This is a genomic window from Microvirga makkahensis (assembly GCF_009830105.1).
Lineage (GTDB): Bacteria > Pseudomonadota > Alphaproteobacteria > Rhizobiales > Beijerinckiaceae > Microvirga > Microvirga makkahensis.
Genome location: NZ_WURB01000010.1, coordinates 25,705 through 52,085 on the forward strand (window position 1 = coordinate 25,705; position 26,381 = coordinate 52,085).

The window sequence follows — 26,381 nt, forward strand, 5'->3', positions numbered from 1 at the left end:
CTATCCTCTACCCGTGCCCGCCCCGTCATGGCCGGCTTTGCTCCGCCATGCGCCCGAAACCGCGAAGCACGGGATCAATTGAAGCGTCCTTCGGTTATCCCCCTGCTTGACGTCGACCCTCCCGTGGTCCATCGACCCCTTTCCTTCCATTTTGCTCTTTGCCAGGACTAGTCCCATGATCCGCTCGCCCCTCATGACCGTCATGACCGATGCCGTGATGAAGGCTTCGCGCTCCCTCAAGCGCGATTTCGGCGAGGTGGAGAACCTGCAGGTTTCCCGCAAGGGCCCCGGCGATTTCGTGTCCGCCGCCGACCGCAAGGCCGAGAAGATCCTCCGCGAGGCGCTCGAGAAGGCCCGCCCCGGCTACGGCTTCGTCATGGAGGAGCAGGGCATCGTCGAAGGCAGCGACACCAGCCATCGCTGGCATATCGACCCCCTCGACGGCACCACGAACTTCCTCCACGGCCTGCCGCAATTCGCGATTTCCGTGGCCCTCGAGCGCGACGGCCAGATCGTCGCCGGCGTGATCTACGATCCTGCCAAGGACGAGCTTTTCATCGCCGAGAAGGGCAAGGGCGCCTATCTCAACAACCGCCGCATCCGCGTGGCGGCCCGCACCGAGGTGCCGGATGCGGTCGTCGCCTGCGGGCTGCCGCATATCGGCAAGGGCGACCACGGCCTCTTCCTGCGCGAATGCGCCTCCGTGATGGCCCATGTGGGCGGCATGCGCCGCTGGGGCGCCGCCGCCCTCGACCTCGCCTATGTGGCCTGCGGACGCTTCGACGCCTATTGGGAACGGGGCCTGAACTCCTGGGACATGGCGGCGGGCATCCTCATGGTGCGCGAGGCCGGCGGCTTCGTCACCGACGCGGACGGCGTTCCGAACCCGCTCGCCACCGGCTCCGTCGCCTGCGGGAACGAGAGCATGCATCGCGAGCTTCTCAGGCTCCTGAAAAAGTCCAAGGGCTGATCGCCCGCGCGGGCATTTCTGGCCGATATTTCTGTTCGTGTCCCCAGGGGAGGTCGAGCTCGCGCTTGATCCTCGCCTCCGGGGCGGTCACATTAGAGCCGGCCCGAAGCACATGAGCACAGGATAACGATGGCGGACCAACCCCTTACCCCACCGCGGATCTATCTCGTCCGCATGGCGGTCTTTCTGGTTCTGACAGGGTTCATCGCCTTCATCCTGTACCGGCAGATCTGGGCCGCCTTTCAGGCCAATCCCGGCCTCAACGCCCTGATCCTGGGCGTCATGTTCATCGGCATCATCCTGGCCATCCGGCAGGTCTGGCGCCTGTTCCCCGAGGTGCGCTGGGTCAACACCCTCCGGCAGACCGAGGAAGGGCTGGTCGCCCCGACCCCGCCCGTGCTGCTGGCCCCCATGGCCGCCTTCATCAGCAACAGGTCCGGGAACTCCCTGTCCATCGCGGCCATGCGCTCCCTGCTGGATTCGATCGGCGCCCGCCTCGATGAAGGCCGCGAGATCCTGCGCTACATGGCGGGCCTTCTCGTGTTCCTCGGCCTTCTCGGCACCTTCTGGGGCCTGATCGACACCGTGGGCTCGGTCGGCGACATCATCGGTTCCCTGCGAACGGGACAGGACACCGCCGCCATCTTCGACGAGCTGAAGAATTCCCTGGCAGGCCCCCTCCAGGGCATGGGACTGGCCTTCTCGGCCTCGCTCTTCGGCCTCGCCGGCTCTCTGATCCTCGGCTTCCTCGATCTCCAGGCCGGCCAAGCCCAGAGCCGCTTCTATACGGAACTTGAGGACTGGCTCGCTACCACGACCTCCGACATGCCCGCCGACGCCTCCCTGCGGTCCACCACCTCCCATGACCTGACGGTGGCGCTCAACCGGCTCACGGCCGCCGTGAACGACGGCGCGGGCGGACGCGCGGCGACCCAGGCCATGGCGAATCTCGCCGAAGGCGTCCAGGGCCTCGTCCAGCACATGCGCGCGGAGCAGCAGATGATCCGCGACTGGGTGGAGGCCCAGGCCGCCCGCGAGAAGGAGCTGAAGCAGGTGCTCGACCGCATTTCCCGCGAAAGGCTGCCCTGATGCCGGTTTCGAGCGCAGGAGGACGCCGCCGCGGGCGCATGAGCCAGATCAATTACTGGCCGGGCTTCGTGGACGCCCTGTCCACCCTGCTGCTCGCCATCATCTTCCTGATCTCGGTCTTCACAGTGGGGCAGTTCTTCCTGTCCACCGAAATCTCGGGCCGCGACACGGTGCTCGACCGGCTCAACCGGCAGATCGCGGAACTGACCGATCTTCTCTCCCTCGAACGCTCCGGACGCCGCACGGTGGAGGAGAACCTCGCCGCCCTCCAGAGTACCCTGAAGGCCAACGAGGCCGAGCGGGCCCGCCTGCAGGGGCTTCTCGAATCCGGCAATGCGGCGCAGAGCCAGGCGGGCGAGCTGAACGTGGCCCTGGAGGCCGAGAGGCAGGCCACGGGACGCGCTCTCAGCCAGGTGGAAATCCTCAACCAGCAGATCGCCGCCATGCGGCGCCAGCTCGCGGCCCTGGAGGAGGCGCTCGCGGCTTCCGAGAACCGGGACAGGGAGAGCCAGGCCCGGATCGCTGATCTCGGCAGCCGCCTCAACGTGGCGCTGGCCCAGCGAGTGCAGGAACTGGCCCGCTATCGGTCGGACTTCTTCGGTCGCCTGCGCCAGATTCTCGGCAACCGGCCGGACGTGCGGATCGTCGGCGACCGCTTCGTGTTCCAGTCGGAAGTGCTCTTTCCCGCCGGCCAGGCCACCCTGCGCCCTGAAGCTGCAGGCGAACTCGACCGCATCGCGACCGCGCTCACGGAGCTGGAACGCCAGGTTCCGCCAGATATTCCGTGGGTGATTCGCGTCGACGGGCATACGGACCAGCGCCCCATCAACACCCCTCAATTCCCGTCGAACTGGGCCCTCTCCTCCGCCCGCGCCATCGCCGTGGTGCAGGCGCTGATCGCTCGGGGGGTGCAGCCCCAGCATCTCGTCGCCGCGGGCTTCGGCGAGTTCCAGCCCCTGGACAACGGCACGACGGAAGAGGCCTATGCGCGCAACCGGCGCATCGAGCTGAAGCTGACGGAGCGGTGAGGATCAGGCGCTTTTGCCGAGCGCGCGGGCGACGTCCTTCACCTGGACACCGACACGCTTGACCGTATCCAGGATCCGCTGGCGCGGGACTCCCCATTTATCGGACCAGTAGCGCATCTCCCAGTCCTCATGGAGATTGATGCGGGCTGCATCCTGCGGATGCCTCCTGAAGGTGGCCGCCATCCCTGACCTCCCTCGTCGTTTCAGGAGCCGATTTGCTGTCGGCCCTGAAACAACCGCGGGGGCGGGATTTGGTTCGCCGCGACACGCCTACTCGGCGGCGAGTTCGCGCTCCCGCTCGCCCGTGAACTGGAGCCGGGCGAGACGCGCATAGAGACCGTCCTTGTGGAGCAGGGTCTCGTGCGTTCCCTCCTCCACGATCTGGCCCTTGTCCATGACGAGGATGCGGTCCGCCGACCGCACGGTAGCGAGCCGGTGGGCGATGACGAGAGTGGTGCGCCCTTCCATGAGCCGGTCGAGGGCTTCCTGCACCTTGCGCTCGCTTTCAGCGTCCAGCGCCGAAGTGGCCTCGTCGAGAAGCAGGATCGGCGCATCCTTGAGGATGGCGCGGGCAATGGCGAGACGCTGGCGCTGTCCGCCGGAGAGGGTCACGCCGCGCTCCCCGATGAGGGTCTCGTAGCCCTGCGGCAGGGCCTGGATGAAGCCATGGGCGGAGGCGAGCTCCGCCGCGCGGCGCACCTCCTCCTCGGAGGCCTCGGGGCGGCCATAGCGGATATTGTCGAGAACGCTCGCGGCGAAGATTGTGGGCTCCTGCGGCACCAGGGCCATGCGAGCGCGTAAGGAGGAGGGATCGGCCTCGGGGATCGGCACCCCATCGACCCGGATCGAGCCCCATTGCGGATCGTAGAAACGCAGCAGCAGCTGGAGAATGGTGCTCTTGCCCGCGCCCGAGGGTCCGACGATGGCGACCCGCTCGCCCGAAGCCACCGAAAAGCTCAAGCCGTGGAGGGCGCGCTGCTCGGACCGGGTTGGATAGGCGAAGTGCACGTCCCCGAAGGCGACGGTGCCGGGCGAAGGCTCCGGCAGGAGCTTCGGCTCGCGGGGTCTCTCGATGGCCGGCCTGGCAGCGAGGATCTCGCCCAGACGCTCCGCCGCGCCTGCGGCCTGCGACAGTTCGCCGTAGACCTCCGAGAGCTGGCCGAGCGAGCTCGCGGCGAAGACTGCGTAGAGCACGAATTGCGAAAGCCGGCCGCCGGTCATCTCGCCTGCGAGAACATCCTGAGCGCCGTACCAGAGCACGGCGACCACGCTGGCCGAGACCATGAAGATGCCTGCGCCGGTCAGGAAGGCGCGCATGGTGGTGGACAGGCGCGCGGCGTCGAAGGCCTCCTCGGCGGCCAGCGCGAAGCGGGAAGCGGTGAGACTCTCCATGCCGAAAGCCTGCATGGTCCGGACGGCGCCGATGGCCTCCGCCGCATAGGCCGAGGCATCGGCGAGCCTGTCCTGCGCCGCTCGCGAGCGCCGCCGCACCGCCCGCCCCGAGAGGACGAGGGGCAGCACGATCACCGGAATGGCCAGCAGGACGAGGGCCGAAAGCTTCGGACTCGTGATGACCATGAGCACCACGGCGCCGGAGAACAGGAAGATGTTGCGCAGCGCGATCGAGATGCTCACCCCGAAGGCGGCCTTTACCTGGGTCGTGTCGGCCGTGAGCCGCGAGACGATCTCGCCGCTCTTGGTCTGGTCGAAGAAAGCCGGGTCGAGGGAGGTGAGATGCCGGAACACGGCGGAGCGCAGGTCCGCAACGACCCGCTCTCCCAGGGTGATGACGAGGTAGTAGCGAAGGGCGCTCGAGAGCGCGAGCACGGCCACCACCACGATCAGCAGGGCGAAATAGGCATTGATGTAGGCATGGCCCTCTTCCGAGAAACCGAAATCCACCACCCGGCGCACGGCGATGGGCACCACGAGGGTGGCCGCCGAGGCCATGACGAGCGCGGCGAGCGCCCCCGCAATCCGGCCCTTGTAAGCGAGGCCGTAGGGAATGAGCGGTTTCAGGGCACTGAGCGCGGCTTTGGAGCGGCGCTGTTGGTCTGGCAGATCGGCCATGGCAGCCTTTGTTGCGTCAATTCGCGGATTGGAGCGGTTTAACACCTTTGCCCCGGCTTGTTTCAAGGTTCTAAGTGAGGTATAGGCGCGCATTCATCAATTCAGGCTCGATCTTACGCTGCGGGCTGACCAGATGTGGCTGGCCGCGAGAAGGACTATGGCAATGGCGCGCAAAGAAACCGATCATCCCGACTACCACTTCATCAAGGTGGTCATGACCAACGGCACCGAGTACACCACTCGCTCGACCTACGGCAAAGAGGGCGACACCCTCAACCTCGACATCGACCCCAACACTCATCCGGCCTGGACCGGCGGCCAGCAGCAACTGCTCGACCGCGGCGGCCGCGTATCTCGCTTCACCTCGAAGTTCGGCAATCTGGGCATCGGCAGCAAGAAGTAATCCGGCTCTTTCGGATCTTCCAAGCAATGCAATAAGCCCCGCTGCCGCGGGGCTTTTTCGTTGCCGTCATTCTGTCGGCGCGAATGCCTTTTCCAGCAGGCCGATCTGGGCCGCCACCGGGTTCACCCCCTGCGGCTGCGGCGCCGCAGCCTCGACTTCGGAGAGCAGACGCTCGAGGTGAAGGATGCGGGCGTGGAGGCGGGTCGCGAGCCCGATCAGCTCCCGCAGGCGGGCCGGCAGGGCCTCGTATTCCACAAGCGTGGTGGCGGTCTCCACCGAGTTCAGGCGCACGCGTGCCTTCTCGGCGCGGGCTTGGTCCGGGGTGATCTCGCCCTCGGCGACGGCCCGCTGGAGAAGAAGCCAGGAAGCGATTTGCATGAGGCGGGTGGTCAGGCGCATGCTCTCGCTGGCATAGGCCACGCTTGCCTCGCGCCGAAGGAGGCGCGAATCCTCGCGGCCCTGGCCGTCGAGGTAAGCGGCCGTCTCCTCGACCAGCTCCATTCCCTCCTGGAACAGAGCCGTGAAGGCCTCGGACCCCACAAAGCTCTGCCCGAAGCGGACAGGATCCACGTCAAGTTTGATCACGTCGGGTTCACTCACCCACCGTCTCCCAAGGCGCTTCGCCCGGCCCAGAGCCAAGCGATGTTCGATGTCGGAAGGGAATATAGAACGGACGCTTGCAGGATGCTCTGGTAACCTCTTCTTAAGGTTAAGCGCGAGAAGCCCGACAAAAAGCGAGCCGCCGGAGCGGCTCTTCAAGTCGACAGGGAAGCGTCTAACAGGAGTGGGAGGAAGAACCACTCGAAGCGTCCAGCGGGAGAAGACTGGACACCGTCATGAAGCGCCCCAAGCCGTTAAAAATGCGTTAACCTTGGCCGAGCCGGAACAAGGCGCTGGCGGCGGCGCGGGTGTCTTCCTTGGCGGCCTTGGCTTCCTTCAGGCGAGCGACTTCCTTTTCCAGCAACGCGATACGCTCGTCGAGCTCATCGACGGAGAGCATCGACAGGTCCTGGCCGATCTCGTGGGCGCTCAACGCGGTCCGCGGTTCGTCGGCGAAGGGATCGAAGGCCATGGCATTCTCCTCCTGAAGAGATGTCGTTCGAACGTTAATCCGGCATGCACACCTTGCCAACTTCGCCCTATATGAGCGGAGCTTGACCAAAGGAGGGAAAATATGGAGCCGATTCCAGGCACGATGCGCGCGGTGATCGCCGAGGGCAGCGGCGGACCGGAAGTTCTGAAGGCGGTCGAGCGGCCGGTGCCCCAGCCCAAGGAGGGCGAGATCCTGGTCCGGGTGCGGGCCGCGGGCGTGAATCGCCCGGACGTGATCCAGCGTCAGGGTGGCTATCCTCCTCCACCCGGCGCGCCGGACATCCTGGGCCTCGAACTCGCCGGCGAGGTGGTGGGCTCGGACCCGAACGCCAATCGCTTTCCGCTCGGCGCCAGGGTGATGGCTCTGGTAGCCGGCGGCGCTTACGCCGACTTTGCGGTGGTTCACGAAAGCAACGCCCTGCCCGTCCCAGAGGGGCTGTCCTTCGAGGAAGCAGGCGCGATCCCGGAGACCTATTTCACCGTCTGGACCAATGTGTTCGAGCGCGGCGGCCTGAAGCCCGGCGAAACGCTCCTCGTCCATGGCGGCACCTCGGGGATCGGCACCACCGCCATCCAACTCGCCAAGGCTTTCGGGGCGACCGTGATCGCCACCGCCGGCAGTCCGGAGAAATGCGAATCCTGCCGACGGCTCGGCGCGGACGTCGCGGTCAATTACCGCAGCGAGGATTTCGTCGCCGTGGTGAAGGAGCGAACCGAAGGGCGCGGTGCGGACGTGATTCTCGACATGGTCGGGGGCGACTACATCCCGCGCAATCACGAGGCTGCGGCCCAGGACGGACGCATCGTGCAGATCGCTTTTCTCAAGGACAGCAAGGTCGAGCTGGACTTTCGCCGCCTCATGCTCAAGCGCCTCACCCATACGGGCTCGACCCTGCGCTCACGCTCCGTCTCCGAGAAGGCCGCTATCGCCGAGGCGCTTGAGGCCAAGGTGCTTCCCTTGCTGGAGGAGGGGCGATGCAAGCCTGTGATGGATTCGACCTTCGCCCTGGACGAAGTGGCCAAGGCTCATGCCCGCATGGATTCCGGCGAGCATATCGGAAAAATCGTGCTGCGCCTGTAGCGCGCCGGCGGAACAGCGCCCCATCCTCCGCACCGTCGATGCGGCTCGCTCCGAAAGCCCCGCATCGGGCGGGGCCCGGAACGGGCTACTTTCTACGTCCGATGCGTTAGAGTTTGCAACATCGCTCCACGCTCCCTATAATCATCCCGTTTCCCTCACAATGTGAGACGAGATGCTCCGGTCCGGACCGGTTCGGAGCGCAAGAGAGTTTTGCCGTGCGGCGCCGATGTCCGGTGCCCGGCTCCAAGGAGGTTCGCCCCATGTCCCAGGGACCGCTGATGCCAAAGGCGACGGCCGTTTGGCTCGTCGAGAACACATCCCTATCGTTCGACCAGATCGCCGATTTCTGCAAGCTCCACCCGCTCGAGGTGAAGGGCATCGCGGACGGCGAGGTTGCGGCAGGCATCAAGGGCCTCGACCCGATCACCACGGGCCAGCTGACCCGCGAGGAGATCGAGAAAGCTCAGGCAAACCCCAGTCACCGTCTGCGCCTCGCCGAGTCGCGGGTGAAGCTGCCCGAGCAGAAGCGGGTGAAGAAGGGCCCGCGATACACCCCCGTCTCGCGCCGCCACGACCGCCCCAACGCGATCCTCTGGCTCGTGCGCAATCACCCCGAGCTCAAGGATGCGCAGATCATGCGCCTGGTGGGCACCACCAAGACCACGATCCAGCAGGTCCGCGACCGCACCCACTGGAACTCGGCGAGCCTCACCCCGATGGATCCGGTGACGCTCGGCCTGTGCTCGCAGATCGACCTGGATTTCGAGGTGCAGCGCGCCGCCAAGGACCGCCCGCAGGTGGAGACGCAGGAATACGGCGGCACCCTGATGCCGGCCGAGGTCACCACGGCCGAGCCGGCTCGCGACGAGCCCTTCGCCGACATGAGCCGCCCGAAGCCGCAGGAAGAGGACATCGACGTGAACTCGGTCTTCGCGAAACTGAAGCAGCTCAAGCGCTCGGACGACGAGGAAGAGTAAAGCAAGAGGGCCCGGAGCGATCCGGGCCTTTTTTGTCCGGGATCAGTTCCTTGTAACTCTCCAGACCGTGTTCGACAGATCGTCAGCCACGATCAAAGCGCCGCGCGGATCCACCGTCACCCCGACCGGTCGTCCCCGCGTGTTGCCGTCGTCGACCAGAAAGCCGGAAACAAAATCGATCGGCTCGCCGGCGGGCTGGCCGTCGCGGAACGGCACGAAGATCACTCTGTAGCCGACCGGCACGCTACGGTTCCAACTGCCATGCTCGCCGACAAACACCCCTTCGGCGAAATCCGCGCCCATGGCCGGGGCCGAGAAGGCAAGGCCGAGCGCCGCCACATGCGATCCCAGGCTGTAATCCGGGCGAATCGCCGCGGCGACCTTCTCCGGATCCTGCGGCTGGGCGCGCGGATCGATGTTCTGCCCCCAATAACTGTAGGGCCAGCCGTAGAAGCCGCCCTCTCGTACGGAGGTCAGATAATCGGGCACGAGGTTGGGACCGATCTCATCCCGCTCGTTCACCACCGCCCAGAGCTGCCCCGTTCCCGGCTGGATGGCAAGAGCCGTGGGATTGCGAAGGCCGGTCGCGTAGGGCTTGTGCGCACCGGTCCGGGGATCGATCTGCCAGATCATTGCCCGGTCTTCCTCGACGTCCATCCCGCGCTCGGTGATGTTGCTGTTGGAGCCGATACCGACATAGAGAAAGCGCCCGTCGGCGCTCGCGGTCATCGCCTTCGTCCAGTGGTGATTAATCACGGCTGGGAGATCCGCTACCTTCACCGGCGGCCCGCTCGCCTGGGTCTGCCCGTCCTGATAATCGAAGCGCACCAGCGCGTCCTGGTTGGCAACGAATATGGCGCCGTTAACCAGGGCGAGGCCGTAGGGAGCGTTCAGGCCGTCAGCGAAGACGCCCTGTCTCTCGTAGGTGCCGTCGCCGTCTGCGTCGCGCAGCAGCGTCAGCCGATCCCCACCCTCGACCTGGCTCTTGCCGAGGCTCTTGATAAAGCCCGCGATGATGTCCTTGGGGCGCAGCGAAGGCGCGTAGCCCCCCGCCCCCTCCGCGACCAGAATATCGCCGTTGGGAAGAACCAAGGTCTGGCGCGGGATCTTGAGATCCGTAGCGATCGGTTGGATCCTGAAGCCCTCCGGCACCTTTGGGAGATCGTTGCCCCAATTGGCGGGACGAGGGATCTTCATAGATGGCAACAGGCCCCGCTGCGCCTCGGGCAGGTTCGGGTTTGAGCCGTATTGCACTGGGTCGGGCTCACTGTTGCAGGCGGACAGGGTGACGGCCAGGACGCCGATCAGGAGGGCGGAGCGGATCATTTCACCTCCCCTGTCCGAAACCCGGAATACCCGATCCAGGCGGCCGCGAGAGCCAGCAGCGTCGTGATCGCCGAGAGATAAAGCCCCTCCGGCATGGTCGCCCAGGCATCCTTCGCGTGAACGAGGGCATTGACGAAACCGAGCCCCCACATGGCGAGCAGCACGACGAAATAGACGACCAGCCGCCCCTTGCGTGCCGTTCCTCTGCGAAAGAGATTGATGAGCGCCCAAAGCACCGCAAAGGTGCCGACAAGCAGCCCGCCGGCAATGAGCCACGATGAGAAATTGGCCCATTGCACGTGGAAGCTCGACCGATAGGCGAAATCGCTGACCAGCGCACCCAGAAACAGGGGAAGCGGAAAGGCGAGAAGGATCGCGTGAAGGGGATGAAGCGGCCTTGGAGGACCCGGGCTGGATGCGACAACCACAGCGTCTCCTCTCGTTCCTAAAGCCGGTCGCATGACCCGCGTCCGACAGAGATCTCAGCGGGTCAATGCATCAAAGTTCGGGAAGTTTCGAAACCGGTTTCGACCTCCTGACCGGATCCGTATCGATTGCCACAGCCGTCAGATGCTCCATCGTAGGGAGAGCGCATCGTGCGAGACACCGGATCTACTTTTCCGCACGATGCGCTAGCCTGCCACGCCCCTGCTCTTCAGCACGTCGCCGATTTCGTCCAGGATCATCGGATCGTCGATGGTCGCGGGCACGCTCCACGGGTCGCCGTCGGCGATCTTCTTCATGGTGCCGCGCAGGATTTTGCCGGAGCGGGTCTTCGGCAAGCGCGGGACGGTAATCGCGAGCTTGAAGGCCGCCACGGGGCCGATCTTCTCGCGCACCAGACCCACCAGCTCCTTCTCGATTTCGGCAGGGGCCTGCTGCGTGCTGGATTTCAGCACCACGAAACCGCAGGGCACCTCGCCCTTGAGCGGGTCCCTCACGCCGATCACGGCGCATTCCGCAACTGCCGGGTGGGAGGACAGGACCTCCTCCATACCGCCGGTGGAGAGGCGATGGCCCGCGACGTTGATGATGTCGTCCGTGCGGCCCATCACCCAGACGTAGCCGTCCTCGTCGATGTAGCCCGCATCCGACGTGTTGTAGTAGCCCGGATAAACGGAGAGGTAGGATTCCCGGAAGCGGTCCTCCGCCTGCCAGAGGGTCGGAAGGGCGCCGGGCGGCAGCGGCAGCTTGATGACGATCGCCCCCATCGTGCCGGGCGGGACCGCGTTGCCGCCCTCGTCCAGAACCTCGACCGTATAGCCCGGCAGCGGCACCGTGGGCGAGCCGTGTTTGATCGGAAGCGCCCCGAGCCCCAGCGGGTTGCCGACTACTGGCCAGCCGGTCTCGGTCTGCCACCAATGATCAACCACGGGCACCCTCAGGATGTCCTCGGCCCATTTGACCGTGTCGGGATCGGCCCGCTCGCCCGCAAGGAACAGGGCCCGGAAGGATGACATATCGTATTTCTTGAGTAGCTCCGCCTGCGAATCCTCCTTCTTGATGGCGCGGAAGGCGGTGGGCGCGGTGAACAGCGTCACGACTCCATGGTCGGCGATCACGCGCCAATAGGCCCCCGCATCGGGCGTTCCCACGGGCTTGCCCTCGTAGAGGATGGCTGTGCAGCCATGGAGCAGCGGGCCGTAAACGATATAGGAATGGCCGACCACCCAGCCGACGTCGGAGGCGGCCCAGAACACCTCCCCCGGCGCCACGCCGAAGAAGTTGCCCATGCTCCACTTGAGCGCGACCATGTAGCCGCCATTGTCGCGCACGACGCCCTTGGGCTTGCCGGTGGTGCCGGAGGTGTAGAGCACGTAGAGCGGATCGGTGGCAGCGACCGACACGCAATCGGCCTTCCTGCCCGCGGACTTGGCCCTCGCGATCTCCTGCGCCCAGTCGAGATCGCGCCCCTCGATGCGCGAGCATTCGAGCTGCGGGCGCTGATGGATCAGGCATGCATCGGGTTTAGAGGCGCAGAGCTCAATCGCCTCGTCGAGGAGCGGCTTGTAGGGGACGACCTTCGCGCCTTCGAGGCCGCAGGAGGCAGAGAGAATGACCTTCGGCCTTGCATCGTCGATTCGGGTGGCCAGCTCCTTCGCGGCAAAGCCGCCGAACACCACGGAGTGGATGGCTCCGATCCGCGCGCAGGCCAGCATGGCGAAGGCGGCCTCCGGGATCATCGGCATGTAGACGACGACCCGGTCGCCTTTCTCGACGCCCATGTCCTGCAGCACGGCGGCTAGCGCCGCCACTTCGTCCTGCAATTCGGCGTAGGAGATGGTCCGCTTGAAGTCCGTGACCGGGCTGTCGTAGATGATCGCCGCTTGGTCGCCGCGAGCAGCCACGTGCCGGTCGACGGCATTGTAGCACGTGTTGCACCGCGCTCCGACGAACCATTGGCCGTAAGCTCCGGCTGCGGGATCGAAGACCTTGTCGGCGGGCTTGAACCAATCGATCTCCTGGGCGGCCTCGCGCCAGAACCCTTCGGGATCCGACTTCCAGCGCGTATAGACCTCGTGGTAGCGGCTTTGGGTCGATGGCATGGCGTTTCCCCGTTGCTGTTACCGCATGAGACTTGCGTTTGCCTTTGTGGTAGCAGGCAGCGCAGCCGTGGTCAGCGGCGACTTTCGGCGAGTTCCCCGAGTTTTCCAATGATCACCAATCCTCTGTTCTATGCCGCCGCCATCCCGGCGGTCACCCTCCTGGGACTTGCCAAAGGCGGCTTCTCGGGGCTCGGGCTTCTCTCGCTTCCCCTGATGGCGCTGGTGGTCTCGCCGGTGCAGGCGGCGGCCATCACGCTGCCGATCCTGATCGTGCAGGACGTAGTCTCGGTCTGGGCCTACTGGAGAACCTGGGACAAGCGCAACGTGGTGCTTCTGGTGTCGGGAGCGGTCGCGGGCATCCTTATGGGCTACCTTCTGGCGGCACAGGTTCCGGATGCGGCGATCAAGCTCGCCGTCGGCGTGATCTCCATCGGCTTCGCCATCCGCCGGATGCTGCTGGAGCGTGGCGCCACTCCGCCAAAAGCCGCGCCGGCCGATACGCCGCGCGGGCTCTTCTGGGGCTGGGTGACGGGCTTCACCAGCATGATCGCCCATGCGGGCGGACCGCCCTTCCAGATCTACGTCATGCCGCAGAAGCTGCCCCGGGACGTCTTCATCGGCACCGGCGCGCTCCTGTTCGCGATCATCAACTGGATCAAGGTGCCGCCCTATATGGCGCTCGGCCAGTTCACGTCTGAGAACCTGGCGACTGCGGCCGTTCTCTTCCCCGTGGCCATCGCCTCCACCTGGGCAGGCGTCCTGCTCGTGCGGCGGGTCTCGGGCCAGAGCTTCTACACCGCCGTCTATATGCTCCTGGTTCTGGTCGGCGCGAAGCTCGCCTATGACGGGGCGAGCGCCCTCCTCTGACCACATCGCGAAAAAGCCGCCGCTCCTTGAAGGAAGCGACGGCTCTTGGTGGGAATGCCGTAAAGATGATCTTAATGCACCGCCGTATCTGAGCTTCTCAGCCGGGTGATCTCATCCTTCAGTTGGAGTTTCTTCCGCTTCAGCTCCGCGAGTCTCATGTCGTCCATGGCTGGTCTGTTCAGGGCGTCCTGGATCTCGCGCTCGAGAGCCCGATGCTTCCGTTCGAGCTCCGTCAGGTGATTCTGCAGCGGCATGTCAGTTCCTCCTGTCTGATTACTGACAGGCATATTTTGCCAACCACAGTGTGGCGAGTCGAAGGCAAAGACCGCAAAATCGATAGTAGATGATGCGGTCCTCGGCTTGCCCTTGGAAAGCCTTGAGAGCATAATTCCGCCGTCTCGCCGGATCCCTTGGCGCATCGTGCGGAACCGAAGGCCGCGGCTGCTAAAGGGGTCCGGCCTTTCGCTCAAACGATGCGCTCGTCGAAGGAGAGCATCGGATATTTGGATCGATTTTCAATGACCGATTTGGCTGAACTGGAAGCGGATTTGGCGCGCCTCAAGCAGGAGCATCGCGACCTCGACATGGCGATCGACGCTCTTGAGAGCATGATAGCCGGAGATCAGCTCCAGGTTCAGCGCCTCAAGAAGCGAAAGCTCGCCCTGAAGGATCAGATCATCCAGCTGGAAGACCAGCTCACTCCCGACATCATCGCCTGAATGGCCGCGCTTTCCTTCGGCCGCGGTCTTGCCTGCCGGAGACGCCTTCGTTATGTCCGGCTTTCGAATATTTGCGCCTGAGAGGCCGGAGCACATCATGGCGAGCGTCCCCGTTGCCATCATCATGGGCAGTCAGTCTGACTGGGCGACCATGCGCCATGCCGCCGAGACTCTCGATGCGCTCGGCGTTGCCTACGATGCTCGCATCGTCTCGGCTCACCGGACCCCCGACCGACTGGTCGCCTTCGCGAAGGGCGCCAAGGCGGAAGGCTTCCGGGTGATCATCGCGGGCGCGGGCGGCGCGGCGCATCTTCCCGGGATGACCGCCTCCATGACCCCCCTCCCCGTCTTCGGCGTTCCGGTGGAATCGAAGGCCCTCTCGGGTCAGGACAGCCTCCTCTCCATCGTCCAGATGCCCGCTGGCATCCCGGTGGGAACGCTCGCCATCGGCAAGGCGGGGGCCGTGAACGCAGCCCTGCTCTGTGCTGCCGTGCTCGCCCTCCATGATCCCGCCCTGGCCGAACGGCTCGACGCCTGGCGCAAGCGCCAGAGCGACAGCGTGGCCGAACGCCCCTCAGACGAAGGCTGAAGACCCATGATCCGTCCTGGCTGCACGATCGGCATTCTCGGCGGGGGGCAGCTTGGTCGCATGATGGCCATGGCTGCGGCGCAGCTCGGCCTGAAGGTGCATGTCTACGCCCCGGACGAGAACAGCCCCGCCTTCGACGTGGCGGCCGAGGTCACCATCGCCCCTTACGAGGACGAGGCGGCCCTCGTGCGCTTCGCCCGGGCCGTGGACGTGGTCACGTATGAGTTCGAGAACGTGCCGAGCGAGACCGCCTCGATCCTGAGCGCCCATACGCTGCTCGCGCCCAATGCCCAGGCGCTCGCCGTCTCGCAGGACCGGTTCCTGGAGAAGACCTTCATCGCGGGCCTCGGGATCCCGGTCGCCCCTTTCGCGGCCTTCTCCGACGAGGCGGAACTGGCCGAGGCCGTCGGGCGGCTGGAGCGGCCCGCCGTGCTCAAGACCCGCCGCTTCGGCTATGACGGCAAGGGCCAGGTGATGATCCGGCCCGAGACCGACCTTGCCGCCGCGTGGGCCGAGGTGGGCCACGCCTCCTCCATCGTCGAGGGCTTCGTTCCCTTCGAGCGGGAAGTCTCGGTCGTGGCGGCCCGCACCGCCGCCGGAGCCTTCGCGGCCTATGATCTGTGCGCCAACGAGCACCGGCACCACATCCTCGACACCACGCGGGTTCCGGCTGGCGTCTCGGAGGCGACCGAGGCCGAGGCCATTCGGATCGCCCGGACCATCGCCGATGCCCTCGATTATGTGGGCGTGCTCGCAGTCGAGCTTTTCCTGGTCACGGAGAGCGGACAGGAACGCCTGGTGGTCAACGAGATCGCTCCCCGGGTCCACAATTCCGGCCACTGGACCCTCGGCGGGGCCGTGACCTCCCAGTTCGAGCAGCATGTCCGGGCCGTCTGCGGCTGGCCCCTGGGGGCAGCCTCGCGTCTGGGCCGGGTGGAAATGCGCAACCTCATCGGCCACGATGCGGACGAATGGGAGCGCATTCTGGCCGAGCCGGGCGCGCATCTGCACCTTTACGGGAAGGCCGAGGCCAGGGCAGGCCGCAAGATGGGCCATGTGACGAAAGTTTTTCCGGAGAAGGGTTGAACCTTTCGGATTCGGCCGCGTTGCCACCCTGGCTCGGCGCTTTTGTCGGAAGGAACCCTGGACAGGCAAGGCTTCTTCTGCTATCGACGCCAGCCAATAGAGGTGCGCGTGACGCGCCTCGTTTTTCTTTTACACAATCGAAACGGCTCAAAATACGAGGAATTCGCGTGCAGGTTCTTGTCCGGGATAACAACGTCGATCAGGCGCTCCGCGCTCTCAAGAAGAAGATGCAGCGTGAGGGCATCTTCCGCGAGATGAAGCTCCGCGGCCATTACGAGAAGCCGTCCGAGAAGAAGGCCCGCGAGAAGGCCGAGGCCGTCCGCCGCGCCCGCAAGCTCATCCGCAAGCGCATGCAGCGTGAAGGCCTTCTGCCTTCCAAGCCGCGCCCCTCTCGCTGAGATCTTGACGCAGGCCCTTTAAGGCCAGCCCATCGGTTGTGAAACAGCGCCCGCTGCGCCAGCAGGGGCGCTGTTTGCATGTCTGGCCACGAGATTGCGACGATACGGCGTCGGCCGTCCATTTCCCCCTCCACCCCCACGTCACCCCCAGTCCTCCGCGTCGTCGCCAGTCTTGTGCCGGTGATCACGATTGATTGGAGCGCCTCGCATGTCAGCCGCTCGCCCGGATCCGAGGGATTGGCGCCGGTGATGCTTTCCTGGCCGATCCGCCTTGCTGTTGCCGTGTTTCACGGCTGTTAAGGTTTATTTGCTAGACCTCCCCCTCAACCTTGTTGAGTCAAAGAAGTTGGAGACGAAGGTGATCGCCCCATCGATTCGCCGCTTTGCGCCCCTGAGCTTGGCCCTGACAGCCCTGAGCCTTGCCGCCTGCAGCACGACCGGAGGCGGTGCGCCCACCCAGCGGATTGCCGTGGTGGAGGAGGACACCCAGGGCACGAGCGAGGTGAACATTGCATCCCTCTCGGACGTCATCCGGCGCAACCCGAACGACCCGAGCGCCTACAATACCCGCGGCGCAGCCTATGCCCGCATCGGCCGCTACAGCGACGCCATCGCCGATTTCTCGAAAGCCATCCAGCTCGATCCCAACCACGCCCCGGCCTACACCAACCGCGCCCTGGCTCTGCGCCAGACGAACCGGAACGACCAGGCGCTGGCGGATTTCAGCCGCTCGATCCAGGCCGATCCCAATTACGGCCCCGCCTATATCGGCCGTGCCAACCTGCTGCGCGTCCAGGGCAATTACCAGGAAGCCCTGAACGACCTCAACATGGCCACCCGCCTTCTGCCCGAATCGGCCGAGGCGCTCCACTCCCGCGGCCTTCTCTACCAGCGCCAGGGCATGCACCAGCAGGCGATCCTGGACTTCGACGCCACCATCGACCGCAACCCCTTCGTGGCCGCGCCCTATGCGGCCCGCGGCCAGAGCTACGTGGCCACGAACCAGCTCGACAAGGCCATCGAGGACTTCAACGCTGCGCTGAACGTGAACGGCAAGGACGCCGATTCCTGGGCTTGGCGCGGCCTCGCGCTCGAGCGCAAGGGCGACCGCCAGCAGGCCATCGAGAGCTATCAGCACGCGCTTGCGATCGACAGCTCGAACTCGGTGGCCCGCCAGGGCAGCTCCCGCCTCCAGGGCGGCGTGGCGAGCCTGTTCCGCGGGTGACGGAAGGGTCTCCGTCGACACCTTTCAAAGCCGGCGCGATGCGCCGGCTTTTTCATAGCTCCTTCTTCAGGAACGACACGTAAGGATCGAAGCCGAACCGGGTGTAGGTGCGCACGGCGCGCTCGTTGGCCACGAGAGCGCCGATCATGAGGCGCTTCAGGCCCGCCTCTCTGGTAAGGCGCTCCGCTTCGTCGAGCAGCATCCGGCCGATTCCCCTGCCCCGCCATTCCGTGTGGACGATCAGGTCCGTCACCGTGCCGTGGCTGCGGACCCCGTCCACCACATAGGCGGCGTCCTGATCGAGCGAGAAGCCCATGGCGCCGACGGCGACACCGCTCTCCTCGGCCAGGACGATCCGCCCATTGCGCCGGGTGAGCCGCATCATGAGTTCGTCGTAATAAGCTCTGGCGCCGCCGTAGTCCCGCCGCCGGTCGCCCACGAGATTGGCCTCGAACAGGTTGAGCTGATGGATCAGCTCGACGACCGTATCGCGATCCTGGGGCAAGGCGGTGCGGAGGGTGATGGGGGGCATGAACGGTCTTCCGGCGTGACGAGTGCGATGCTCTTTAAAACAGCTTTCGGACGCTTCGTCATGTCGTCTGACGCCATGGTCCGGCCGCCCCTGCACAGGACCGGCGACGAGGCGGGAGGAAGTGACGAGGGAATCACGCCTCCTCTCTCGTCATGGCCGGGCGCGCCCCTGCCATCCCGATAGGGAAAGGCGCGACGCTTCAGTCAACCGTCATCACCGGCACAGGGCCGGTGATGAGGCCGGAAAGAGGGGACGACGAGCCGAATCAGAGGCTTTTCAGGATCTCGTCCACCACCTTCTTGGCGTCGCCGAAGAGCATCATGGTGTTGTCGCGGAAGAACAGCTCGTTCTCGACTCCCGCATAGCCGGAGCCCATGCCGCGCTTGATGAACAGCACGGTCTTCGCCTTCTCCACATCGAGGATCGGCATGCCGAAGATGGGTGATGCGGGATCTGTCTTCGCGGCCGGGTTCGTGACGTCGTTGGCGCCGATCACGAAGGCCACGTCGGCCTGCGGGAACTCGCCGTTGATGTCCTCGAGCTCGAACACCTCGTCATAGGGCACGCTGGCTTCCGCCAGCAGCACGTTCATGTGGCCGGGCATGCGGCCCGCTACAGGGTGAATGGCGTATTTCACCTCGACGCCTTCGGCCTTCAGCTCGTCGGCCATCTCGCGCAGGGCATGCTGCGCCTGCGCCACCGCCATGCCGTAGCCCGGCACGATGATGACCTTGGCGGCGTTCTTCATGATGAAGGCCGCATCGTCCGCCGAGCCCTGCTTCACGGGCCGCGTCTCGACCGCGCCGCCGGCGGCGCCCGCCGTCTCGCCCCCGAAGCCGCCGAGGATGACCGAGATGAAGCTCCGGTTCATGCCCTTGCACATGATGTAGGACAGGATCGCACCCGACGAGCCCACCAGCGCGCCGGTGATGATGAGCGCGAGGTTGCCCAGGGTGAAGCCGATGCCCGCCGCCGCCCAGCCGGAATAGGAATTGAGCATCGACACCACGACGGGCATGTCCGCGCCGCCGATGGGGATGATCAACGTCACGCCCAGCACGAAGGACACCAGCACGATGAGCCAGAACGCCGCGTGGCTCTCAGTGCGGATGAAGGCGACGAGCAGCACCAGCAGCAGCAGCCCCAGGCCGATATTGATGAGGTGCCGGCCCGGCAGCAGGATCGGCTTGCCGGACATGCGCCCGTCGAGCTTGAGGAATGCGATCACGGAACCGGTGAAGGTGATGGCGCCGATGGCGACGCCGAGGCCCATCTCGAAAAGCGAGCCGCCATGGATCGTCCCCGGCACACCGATGCCGAAGGCCTGGGGCGCGTAGAGCGCGCCCGCTGCCACCAGCACGGCGGCGAGACCCACGAGAGAGTGGAAGGCGGCAACCAGCTGCGGCATGGCCGTCATGGGCACGCGCCGGGCGACGATTGCGCCAACGCCGCCGCCGATGACGAGGCCGAGAACCATGAGGGCCCAGCCCCCGAAGCCGCTCGGGGGAGATACGAACAGGGTCGTCAGAATGGCGATCCCCATGCCCATCATGCCGAAGAGATTGCCCTGCCGGGAGGTGGTGGGGTGCGACAGGCCGCGCAGCGCCAGGATGAACAAGACGCCGGAGACGAGATAGAGGATCGAGGCAAGGTTCGCCGACATGGCCTCAACCCTTCTTGCGGTACATGGCGAGCATGCGCTGGGTCACCAGGAAGCCGCCGAAGATGTTGATGCTGGCGAGGATCAGGCCGATGAAGCCGAGCGCCCGCGCCCAGACCGGCCCCTCGCCGAGGCCGTCGGCGACATCGACGCCTACCGCCAGCAACGCGCCCACCACGATCACCGAGGAGATCGCGTTCGTCACCGACATGAGCGGCGTGTGAAGCGCGGGCGTGACCTGCCAGACCACGTAGTAGCCGACGAAGATCGCCAGCACGAAGATGGCCAGGCGGAACACGGTGGGATCCACCGCGCCGTGGGTCACGGCTGCGGCGGCGTTTCCTGCGGCCTCCGCCACCTGGTCTGCAATGGCCTGGGCGGCCTCGGCCGAGCGTCGGGCGGCCTCGGCCGAGCGTCGGGCGGCCTCGGCCGCCGCTCGGGCCTGCTCGACAGCCTGTTCAGGCGTAAGCGTTGCCATGATGTCCTCCCCTGGACGGATTTAAGCGGTCGGCTGGAAAGCGGTGTGGACGACGGCCCCGTCCCGGGTCAGGCAGGTGGCCTTGACCAGCTCGTCATCCCATTTCACGGACAGCGTCTTGCTCTCCTTATCGACGAGGGTCTCCACGAAGGCATAGAGATTCTTCGCGTAGAGACTGGAAGCGGTGGAGGCCAGCCGCCCGGGCACGTTCAGATGCCCGACGATCTTCACGCCGTTGTGGGTTGCGATCTTGCCCGGCTTGGAGAGCTCGCAATTGCCGCCGCGCTCCACCGCGAGATCCACGATCACGGAGCCCGGCTTCATGGATTCCACCATGGCCTTCGTCACGAGCTTGGGCGCGGGACGGCCCGGGATGAGTGCGGTGGTGATGACGATGTCCTGCTTGGCGATGTGCGCGGCGACGAGCGCCGCCTGCTTCTCGCGGTATTCCGCCGACATTTCCTTGGCGTAACCGCCCGCGGTCTCAGCCTGCTTGAACTCCTCGTCCTCCACGGCGACGAACTTGCCCCCCAAGCTCTCCACCTGCTCCTTGGCGGCCGGGCGCACGTCGGTGGCGGTCACCACCGCGCCGAGGCGGCGGGCCGTGGCGATGGCCTGGAGGCCCGCCACGCCCGCGCCCATGACGAAAACGCGGGCCGCCGGCACGGTGCCGGCCGCCGTCATCATCATCGGCATGGCGCGGCCATATTCGGCAGAGGCGTCGATCACGGCGCGGTAGCCGGCGAGATTGGCCTGGGAGGACAGCACGTCCATGACCTGCGCGCGGGTGATGCGGGGCATCAGCTCCATGGCGAAGGCGGCGACCCCTGCCTCGGCCATGCTCCTGAGCGCCGGCTCCTGGCCGTAAGGGTCCATGATGGCGATGACGAGGGCCCCCGGTTTCGCGCCGGCAAGCTCGCCCTCCGCAGGACGGCGGACCTTGAGGACGATATCGGCGTCTCGCAGGGCGTCCTCGCGGGAGGGAGCGATGACGGCCCCCGCGGCCTCGAACTCGGCATCCGGGAAGCCGGCTTTGGCCCCGGCGCCCGCCTGAACGGCCACGTCGGCGCCCAGGCCCTTGTACTTCTTGACCATCTCGGGGGTCGCGGCGACGCGGGTCTCCGCTCCCTCGGTCTCGGAAAGAACGGCGATACGCATGATGCCCCCTGCGATCGATTGAGACAAAAAAAAGGCCCTGAAAACAGGGCCTTGGTGCTGGTCAGTAGAAGATGAGTGCAAGCAGCAGAAGAACACCGACTGCGGCTGGGGCGCGAACCCCGATCGATGGAGCGATGGCTCCTATGGCGCCGGAGGCCAGGGAGAGGATGACCCCGAAGATCGCCGTTAGCCAGGCATGCTTGATACCGCCGACCGCCAGAGCCAGCACGTGACAGATGACGACGGCCGTCGCGATCTCGGCGAACCGCACGAACCCGGTGTAGGTCACCTCATGGGCAGGGCCGTCCATATCCGGACTGTAACCCCCATGCGGCGCATGTTTTGTATCGGCCATGATTCAACGCCCTATTAGCATCGGTTGTTAATTGCTGCGTTTAGCGCATGCGGTGAGGAGCCGCAATCTTTCCAAGCAACTCCGAGGAAACTTTATGAACGTCGGGAGCCGTCATTTTATCCCGAGGAATTCACGCCACTGCGGCAGGCAGACCGTCTCGTAATCGTAGCGCTCCACCGCGATCCGTCGCGCCTCCTTCGCCATGGCGGCGGATTTCTCCTTTTCCGCCAGCGTCTCCCGCACCCGCTCCGCCAGGGCCTTGTGGTCGAAGAAGGGAAAGAGGCGCCCGTTCACCCCGTCCGTGACGATTTCCCGGACCGGCGCCGTATCCGAGGCGACGATCCTGCATTCCAGGGCCATGGCCTCGATGGAGGACCAGGACAGGACGAAGGGATAGGTCATGTAGACATGGGCGGAGGAGATCTGGAGCACCCTCACGAACTGGTCGTAGGGCAGGTTTCCGACGAGATGGACCCGGGACCAGTCCACCGGTCGGTCGATCCCGGCCTTGAAGTGCTCGAACCAGGAGAGCCCTCCCGGGGCGGCTCCCGAATAGCTGTTGCCCTTCCCGCCGATGACGACCACCTGGAGCTCGGACTCGATGTCGAGCAGATAGGGCAGGCTCCTGAAGACGATATGGGCCCCGCGCATGGGCTCGATATTGCGGGTCACGTAGGTGACCACCGGCTTCTCGCGGCTCAGCCTCGGACCGTCCTTGCCGATCTGGATTCCCGCCGCCGGGTCCGGCACGAGCCGCCTCGTATCGATGCCGTCATGGATGACGGCGAGCCGGTCCCGGAGATAGGAGGGGAAGGTATCGCGCTGATAGCGCGTGGGCGCGACGGCCAGGTCGGCGGCATCCAGAGCCCCGAGCTGCATGGCATTCTTCAGGCGAAGGCGCCAGATCACCTCGTCGTTGGTGACGGGAAATTCGGGGTCGAAATCGAGGTCCTGCCCTTCGGCGCGGTAGTAATATTCGAAATAGGCCACGTGCCGGGCCTTGGGCCAGACGTCCTTCAGGAACAGGTTCTCGCCCCAGCCCGTATTGACCACCACCACGTCGGGCTCGAAGCCCTGACTCGCCAGCTCGCGCGCCTTCAGCGCGACGCCGTAGGCCCGGCGCAGGCGGGGGACGACCGGGGAGAAGCGCGCCTCGTGCCGCGGGTCCTCGGGACCCGGCACCGGTTCGTAGGGGTAATAGGTCACGCCCGGCAGGCGGCTCTGCTTCACCACGCCCAGCGCCACGACCTCATGCCCCTCGGCGGCGAAGCTCTGCGACAGGCGCAGGAACTGGCCCGGATAGTTCTGGTGAACGAAGACGATCTTCATGGATTGCCTCTGACGCTGGGTTACGACCTGTAAGGCCGCCCCGCGGAGAATGCAACCTCATTACGCTGGAATTGGCAGCCCGGACGCCGCCAGAACCGCTGCCTGCCGCTGCGCCAGGCCGTCGAGCGAGAACCGCTCGATCTCGGCCTCGAACAGCCGGTGGTAGTTCAGCTCGGCCCTCAGATGCAGGAACACGGCGCCGAGGCCCACCGCCGCCCGGTCCATGAAGACGAATTCGCGCGGCACCGTCACGGGCCCCTTCTCCTTCAGCGCCTTGTGCACCTCGAAGGCCTGACGGCGGCCGTACTCGCCGGGCTTCACGCCGTCGGCCACTGTGCGGACCCGGTCGTCGAGAAGCGGGGCGTAGATGAAGCGCGCCCAGATGTTGAGGATGTCGATCAACTCGTTCGACAGGCTCCGGAATCCCCAGGTCTCGTAGGCGTGGACCACCCGGGCCCGGTCGTCCGTCTGAAGGCCGCGGTAGAGATCCACCACGCCGCCGACGAAGCGCGGGTGGAAGATCCGGACGCAGCCGTAATCGAGAAGGTTGATCCCCCTCGCCTCGCGGCCCTCGGAGAAGACCGTGTAATTGCCCAGGTGCGGGTCGCCATGGATGACGGCCGCGTGGCTGAAGGGATGCCACCACGCCTTGAACATGGCGACGGCCAGCCGGTTGCGGATCTCGACCGGGCTCTCGGTGAATTGCAGGATCTTCTCGCCCTCGAGCCATTGCAGCGACAGGAGCCGCCTCGTGGAGAGCTCCGGGTGCACCTTCGGGACATGCACGTCCTCCACATCCGACAGCGCCGCGGCATAGAGCGATGCGTGCCGGGCCTCGCGCTCGTAGTCGAGTTCCTCGCGCACGCGCTCTCCGATTTCCTTGGCGATCTCGCGGGTGTCGATGGCGGGGTCCATGCGCCGGTGCAGGGCGAAGACGAATTCGAGCTGCTTCAAATCGGCCTCGACGGCCGATTGCATGTCCGGATATTGCAGCTTGCAGGCGAGCTTCTCGCCGTCCTTCGTGGTGGCCCGATGGACCTGGCCCAGGGATGCCGCTGCGGAAGGGTTGAGGTCGAAAAACCCGAAGCGGCCCTGCCATTGCGGCCCCAGCTCCGCCTGCATGCGCCGCTTGACGAAGGCCGCCCCCATGGGCGGCGCCTCGCTTTGCAGCTTCTGCAGTTCGGCGGCGTATTCCGGCGGGATGAGATCGGGAATAGTGGCGAGCAGCTGCGCCACCTTCATGATCGGGCCCTTCAGGCCGCCCAGGGCCTGCGCGAGCGCCGCCGCGCTGGAGGCGTCGCGGGCATCTCCGCCGAAGAAACGCGCGCCCGCCATGCGCGCGGCCACGCCGCCCATGTTCGCGCCGACGCGCGCATAGCGCGCCGCGCGGGCCGTGAAGCGGTTCGCCTCGTTGTCGCGATCAGCCATGGGAAGAGGTCTTTCCGATCATTTCATGAACATGCCGGCGAGCCTCTTCGTCGAAGAAGCACCCCGGCACGTTGCGCCAGAACAAGCATCACGCTGTCCTTTCCATGGCTTCCAGCTCGCCGATCAGCCGCTCGATCATGGAGAGGCCGATCTGCCAGAAGGACGGATCGCGCGCATCGAGCCCGAACGGGGCGAGAAGCTCCGTGTAAGGCTTGGAGCCGCCCGCCGAGAGCAGCGCGAAATAGCGGTCCACGAAGCCTTCGTCGGAACGCTCGTAGATGCCGTAGAGCGAATTCACGAGGCAATCGCCGAACGCATAGGCGTAGACGTAGAACGGCGAGTGGATGAAATGGGGGATGTAGGTCCAGAAGGTTTCGTAGCCGGGACCGAGGCGGATCGCCGGCCCGAGCGATTCATCCTGCACTGACATCCAGAGTTCGCAGAGGCTCTCCGCGGTCAGCTCGCCGTTGCGGCGCTCCACATGCACCTTGCGCTCGAAGGAATAGAACGCGATCTGGCGCACCACGGTGTTGATCATGTCCTCGACCTTCGCGGCCAGCATGGCCTTGTGCTGCACCGGGTTGGTGGTCTGATCGAGCAGGCGGCGGAAGGTAAGCATCTCGCCGAATACGCTCGCCGTTTCCGCGAGCGTCAGCGGCGTCGGCGCCATGAGCGCGCCGTTTGGCGCTGCGAGCACCTGATGAACGCCGTGACCGAGCTCGTGCGCAAGCGTCATCACATCACGAGGCTTGCCCTGGTAGTTGAGCAGAACATAGGGGTGGGCCGACGGGACGGTCGGATGCGCGAAGGCGCCGGGCGCCTTGCCGGGGCGCGTCGGCGCGTCGATCCAGCCCTCGTCGAAGAAGCGGCGGGCGATGTCGGCCATGCGCGGGGAGAAGGCGGAATAGGCGGAAAGCACGGTCTCGCGCGCCTCGCCCCACGGAATGGTGCGCTGCTCCACCTTCGGCAAGGGCGCGTTGCGGTCCCAATGGTCGAGCTTGTCCTTGCCGAACCACCGCGCTTTCAGGGCGTAGTAGCGATGCGACAAGCGCGGATAGGCCTCGCGCACGGCCGCCACCAGCGCATCCACCACCTCGCGCTCGACGCGGTTGGCGAGATGGCGCGAATCCGCCACGTCCTTGAAGCCGCGCCAGCGATCCGAGATTTCCTTGTCCTTGGCGAGGGTGTTCGTGATCAGGGTGAAGGTGCGCAGATGCGCCTTGAAGGTCCTGGCGAGAGCGTCGGAGGCATCCTTGCGCACGCTCTCGTCCGGGTCCTGCAGCTTGTTGAGCGTGGGCTCGATGGGCAGCTCCTCGCCGCGCACGGTGAAGCGCAGGGAAGCGATGGTCTCGTCGAACAGCCGGTTCCAGGCGGAGCGCCCGGTCACGGATTTCTCGTGGAAAAGCTGCTCGATCCTGTCGTCGAGCTGATAGGGCTTGTCCTTGCGCAGATCCTCGATCCAGGGCTTGTAATGCGCGAGCGGCGCCTGAGCCACCGCCTTGTCCAGGACCGCATCGTCGATGCGGTTGAGTTCGAGGCCGAAGAACAGAAGTTCGGTGGAGGCTGTGGTGAGGCGCTCCTGCGTATCGCCGTAGAACTTCGCGCGGACGGGGTCGGTCGTGTCTCCTGAATAGACGAGGCCCGCATAGGACATGATGCGACCAAGAAGATCCTCCAGGGCCTCGTAGCGTCGGACCGCGTCGGTCAGGGCCTGGGGAGCGTTCTCACTCCGCGCCATCGCATCGAGCTTGCCGCGATAGGTCTCCGCGAAGGCCTTGCACTCCTCCTCGGCCCTGGCGAGATCGCCCTTGAACGCCCCGCTCTCCATCCCCGGGTAGAGATGGGACAGGTCCCATTCCGGAAGCGGGCCAAGAGCAACCTGAGCGGCGCCGGTAGAGGATGTCTGATGCACGGGAGGAGCTTTCTGGAACATTGCTGGAAGCGGGGTTGGAAAAGGTTGAACCACATATTGGCC

At 65.6% G+C, this 26,381-nt stretch carries 28 protein-coding genes; 12 read left to right on the plus strand and 16 right to left on the minus strand.

Going from position 1 to position 26,381, the window contains the following annotated elements; genetic code table 11:
• Window positions 1-175: 175 nt before the first annotated feature.
• From GR328_RS14895 to GR328_RS14905, 3 genes are all read left to right on the plus strand, one after another.
• Window positions 176-970 (plus strand): inositol monophosphatase family protein, encoded by a 795-nt coding sequence (locus GR328_RS14895; RefSeq protein WP_160885316.1) that lies wholly within the window; start codon window positions 176-178, stop codon window positions 968-970.
• A gap of 129 nt (window positions 971-1,099) precedes the next feature.
• Window positions 1,100-2,059, plus strand: a complete 960-nt coding sequence (locus tag GR328_RS14900; RefSeq protein ID WP_160885317.1) for a MotA/TolQ/ExbB proton channel family protein — start codon at window positions 1,100-1,102, stop codon at window positions 2,057-2,059.
• The gene (locus tag GR328_RS14905) at window positions 2,059-3,087 is read left to right on the plus strand and encodes a peptidoglycan -binding protein (protein WP_160885318.1); all 1,029 of its coding nucleotides are present in this window, start codon (window positions 2,059-2,061) and stop codon (window positions 3,085-3,087) included. Before GR328_RS14900 ends, GR328_RS14905 begins: the two co-directional genes overlap by 1 nt.
• Before the next feature lie 3 nt (window positions 3,088-3,090).
• Here the strand turns inward: GR328_RS14905 and GR328_RS14910 are convergent, their stop codons facing one another.
• Window positions 3,091-3,270: a DUF3606 domain-containing protein gene (locus GR328_RS14910; protein ID WP_160885319.1), complete on the minus strand. Its 180-nt coding sequence runs from the start codon at window positions 3,268-3,270 to the stop codon at window positions 3,091-3,093.
• An 87-nt stretch (window positions 3,271-3,357) separates the two neighbouring features.
• Window positions 3,358-5,157, minus strand: coding sequence for an ABC transporter transmembrane domain-containing protein (locus GR328_RS14915; protein ID WP_160885320.1), 1,800 nt, complete (start codon window positions 5,155-5,157; stop codon window positions 3,358-3,360).
• A 163-nt stretch (window positions 5,158-5,320) separates the two neighbouring features.
• Here GR328_RS14915 and rpmE point away from each other — a divergent pair, with 163 nt between their 5' ends.
• Complete coding sequence (gene rpmE / locus GR328_RS14920; protein ID WP_205790029.1) at window positions 5,321-5,560, plus strand: 50S ribosomal protein L31; 240 nt, start codon at window positions 5,321-5,323, stop codon at window positions 5,558-5,560.
• A gap of 66 nt (window positions 5,561-5,626) precedes the next feature.
• Here rpmE and rcdA read toward each other — a convergent pair whose 3' ends face one another.
• The gene (gene rcdA, locus GR328_RS14925; protein ID WP_160885322.1) at window positions 5,627-6,160 is read right to left on the minus strand and encodes a protease adaptor protein RcdA; all 534 of its coding nucleotides are present in this window, start codon (window positions 6,158-6,160) and stop codon (window positions 5,627-5,629) included.
• A 265-nt stretch (window positions 6,161-6,425) separates the two neighbouring features.
• Window positions 6,426-6,632 carry a DUF1192 domain-containing protein gene (locus GR328_RS14930; RefSeq protein WP_160885323.1) on the minus strand — a complete coding sequence of 69 codons (207 nt, stop codon included), beginning with the start codon at window positions 6,630-6,632 and terminating at the stop codon, window positions 6,426-6,428.
• 102 nt (window positions 6,633-6,734) lie between these two features.
• On the opposite strand from GR328_RS14930, the gene GR328_RS14935 reads away from it, so the two are divergent.
• The gene (locus GR328_RS14935; protein WP_160885324.1) at window positions 6,735-7,733 is read left to right on the plus strand and encodes an NAD(P)H-quinone oxidoreductase; all 999 of its coding nucleotides are present in this window, start codon (window positions 6,735-6,737) and stop codon (window positions 7,731-7,733) included.
• A gap of 260 nt (window positions 7,734-7,993) precedes the next feature.
• Window positions 7,994-8,710 (plus strand): DUF1013 domain-containing protein, encoded by a 717-nt coding sequence (locus GR328_RS14940; protein WP_160885325.1) that lies wholly within the window; start codon window positions 7,994-7,996, stop codon window positions 8,708-8,710.
• 42 nt (window positions 8,711-8,752) lie between these two features.
• Here the strand turns inward: GR328_RS14940 and GR328_RS14945 are convergent, their stop codons facing one another.
• The 3 genes from GR328_RS14945 to GR328_RS14955 form a co-directional block, all read right to left on the minus strand.
• A complete protein-coding gene (locus GR328_RS14945; protein ID WP_160885326.1) occupies window positions 8,753-10,036 on the minus strand; it encodes a PQQ-dependent sugar dehydrogenase in 1,284 nt (427 codons plus the stop codon).
• Window positions 10,033-10,464, minus strand: coding sequence for a DUF2231 domain-containing protein (locus tag GR328_RS14950; RefSeq protein ID WP_160885327.1), 432 nt, complete (start codon window positions 10,462-10,464; stop codon window positions 10,033-10,035). Before GR328_RS14950 ends, GR328_RS14945 begins: the two co-directional genes overlap by 4 nt.
• A 204-nt stretch (window positions 10,465-10,668) precedes the next feature.
• Window positions 10,669-12,582, minus strand: a complete 1,914-nt coding sequence (locus tag GR328_RS14955; RefSeq protein WP_160885328.1) for a propionyl-CoA synthetase — start codon at window positions 12,580-12,582, stop codon at window positions 10,669-10,671.
• A 108-nt stretch (window positions 12,583-12,690) separates the two neighbouring features.
• Between GR328_RS14955 and GR328_RS14960 the strand changes: the two genes are divergently transcribed.
• Complete coding sequence (locus GR328_RS14960) at window positions 12,691-13,449, plus strand: sulfite exporter TauE/SafE family protein (RefSeq protein ID WP_160885329.1); 759 nt, start codon at window positions 12,691-12,693, stop codon at window positions 13,447-13,449.
• 71 nt (window positions 13,450-13,520) lie between these two features.
• Here the strand turns inward: GR328_RS14960 and GR328_RS14965 are convergent, their stop codons facing one another.
• Entirely contained in the window at window positions 13,521-13,703 is a 183-nt protein-coding gene (locus GR328_RS14965; RefSeq protein ID WP_160885330.1) for a YdcH family protein, read from the minus strand.
• Window positions 13,704-13,967: 264 nt separating this feature from the next.
• On the opposite strand from GR328_RS14965, the gene GR328_RS14970 reads away from it, so the two are divergent.
• The 5 genes from GR328_RS14970 to GR328_RS14990 all read left to right on the plus strand — a co-directional run bounded on the left by GR328_RS14970 (window position 13,968) and on the right by GR328_RS14990 (window position 17,466).
• Window positions 13,968-14,168, plus strand: a complete 201-nt coding sequence (locus tag GR328_RS14970; RefSeq protein ID WP_160885331.1) for a YdcH family protein — start codon at window positions 13,968-13,970, stop codon at window positions 14,166-14,168.
• A 97-nt stretch (window positions 14,169-14,265) separates the two neighbouring features.
• Window positions 14,266-14,757 (plus strand): 5-(carboxyamino)imidazole ribonucleotide mutase, encoded by a 492-nt coding sequence (gene purE, locus GR328_RS14975; RefSeq protein ID WP_160885332.1) that lies wholly within the window; start codon window positions 14,266-14,268, stop codon window positions 14,755-14,757.
• A 6-nt stretch (window positions 14,758-14,763) separates the two neighbouring features.
• On the plus strand, window positions 14,764-15,843 hold the full coding sequence (locus GR328_RS14980; protein WP_160885333.1) for a 5-(carboxyamino)imidazole ribonucleotide synthase: 1,080 nt from the start codon (window positions 14,764-14,766) through the stop codon (window positions 15,841-15,843).
• 167 nt (window positions 15,844-16,010) lie between these two features.
• A complete protein-coding gene (rpsU, locus tag GR328_RS14985; RefSeq protein WP_160885334.1) occupies window positions 16,011-16,241 on the plus strand; it encodes a 30S ribosomal protein S21 in 231 nt (76 codons plus the stop codon).
• Between the two features lie 358 nt (window positions 16,242-16,599).
• Window positions 16,600-17,466 (plus strand): tetratricopeptide repeat protein, encoded by an 867-nt coding sequence (locus GR328_RS14990; protein ID WP_160885335.1) that lies wholly within the window; start codon window positions 16,600-16,602, stop codon window positions 17,464-17,466.
• A 52-nt stretch (window positions 17,467-17,518) separates the two neighbouring features.
• Here the strand turns inward: GR328_RS14990 and GR328_RS14995 are convergent, their stop codons facing one another.
• The 8 genes from GR328_RS14995 to GR328_RS15030 form a co-directional block, all read right to left on the minus strand.
• Window positions 17,519-17,998, minus strand: coding sequence for a GNAT family N-acetyltransferase (locus GR328_RS14995; RefSeq protein ID WP_160885336.1), 480 nt, complete (start codon window positions 17,996-17,998; stop codon window positions 17,519-17,521).
• Window positions 17,999-18,263: 265 nt separating this feature from the next.
• Window positions 18,264-19,661: an NAD(P)(+) transhydrogenase (Re/Si-specific) subunit beta gene (locus GR328_RS15000; RefSeq protein ID WP_160885337.1), complete on the minus strand. Its 1,398-nt coding sequence runs from the start codon at window positions 19,659-19,661 to the stop codon at window positions 18,264-18,266.
• Window positions 19,662-19,665: 4 nt separating this feature from the next.
• Entirely contained in the window at window positions 19,666-20,136 is a 471-nt protein-coding gene (locus GR328_RS15005) for a proton-translocating transhydrogenase family protein (protein ID WP_160885338.1), read from the minus strand.
• Window positions 20,137-20,157: 21 nt separating this feature from the next.
• Entirely contained in the window at window positions 20,158-21,294 is a 1,137-nt protein-coding gene (locus GR328_RS15010; protein ID WP_160885339.1) for a Re/Si-specific NAD(P)(+) transhydrogenase subunit alpha, read from the minus strand.
• Window positions 21,295-21,355: 61 nt separating this feature from the next.
• The gene (locus GR328_RS15015; RefSeq protein ID WP_160885340.1) at window positions 21,356-21,649 is read right to left on the minus strand and encodes an aa3-type cytochrome c oxidase subunit IV; all 294 of its coding nucleotides are present in this window, start codon (window positions 21,647-21,649) and stop codon (window positions 21,356-21,358) included.
• A 111-nt stretch (window positions 21,650-21,760) separates the two neighbouring features.
• Window positions 21,761-22,978, minus strand: coding sequence for a glycosyltransferase (locus GR328_RS15020; RefSeq protein ID WP_160885341.1), 1,218 nt, complete (start codon window positions 22,976-22,978; stop codon window positions 21,761-21,763).
• 60 nt (window positions 22,979-23,038) lie between these two features.
• A complete protein-coding gene (locus tag GR328_RS15025; protein WP_160885342.1) occupies window positions 23,039-24,406 on the minus strand; it encodes an ABC1 kinase family protein in 1,368 nt (455 codons plus the stop codon).
• 88 nt (window positions 24,407-24,494) lie between these two features.
• Window positions 24,495-26,339, minus strand: a complete 1,845-nt coding sequence (locus GR328_RS15030) for a M3 family oligoendopeptidase (RefSeq protein WP_160885343.1) — start codon at window positions 26,337-26,339, stop codon at window positions 24,495-24,497.
• Between the last annotated feature and the right edge of the window lie 42 nt (window positions 26,340-26,381).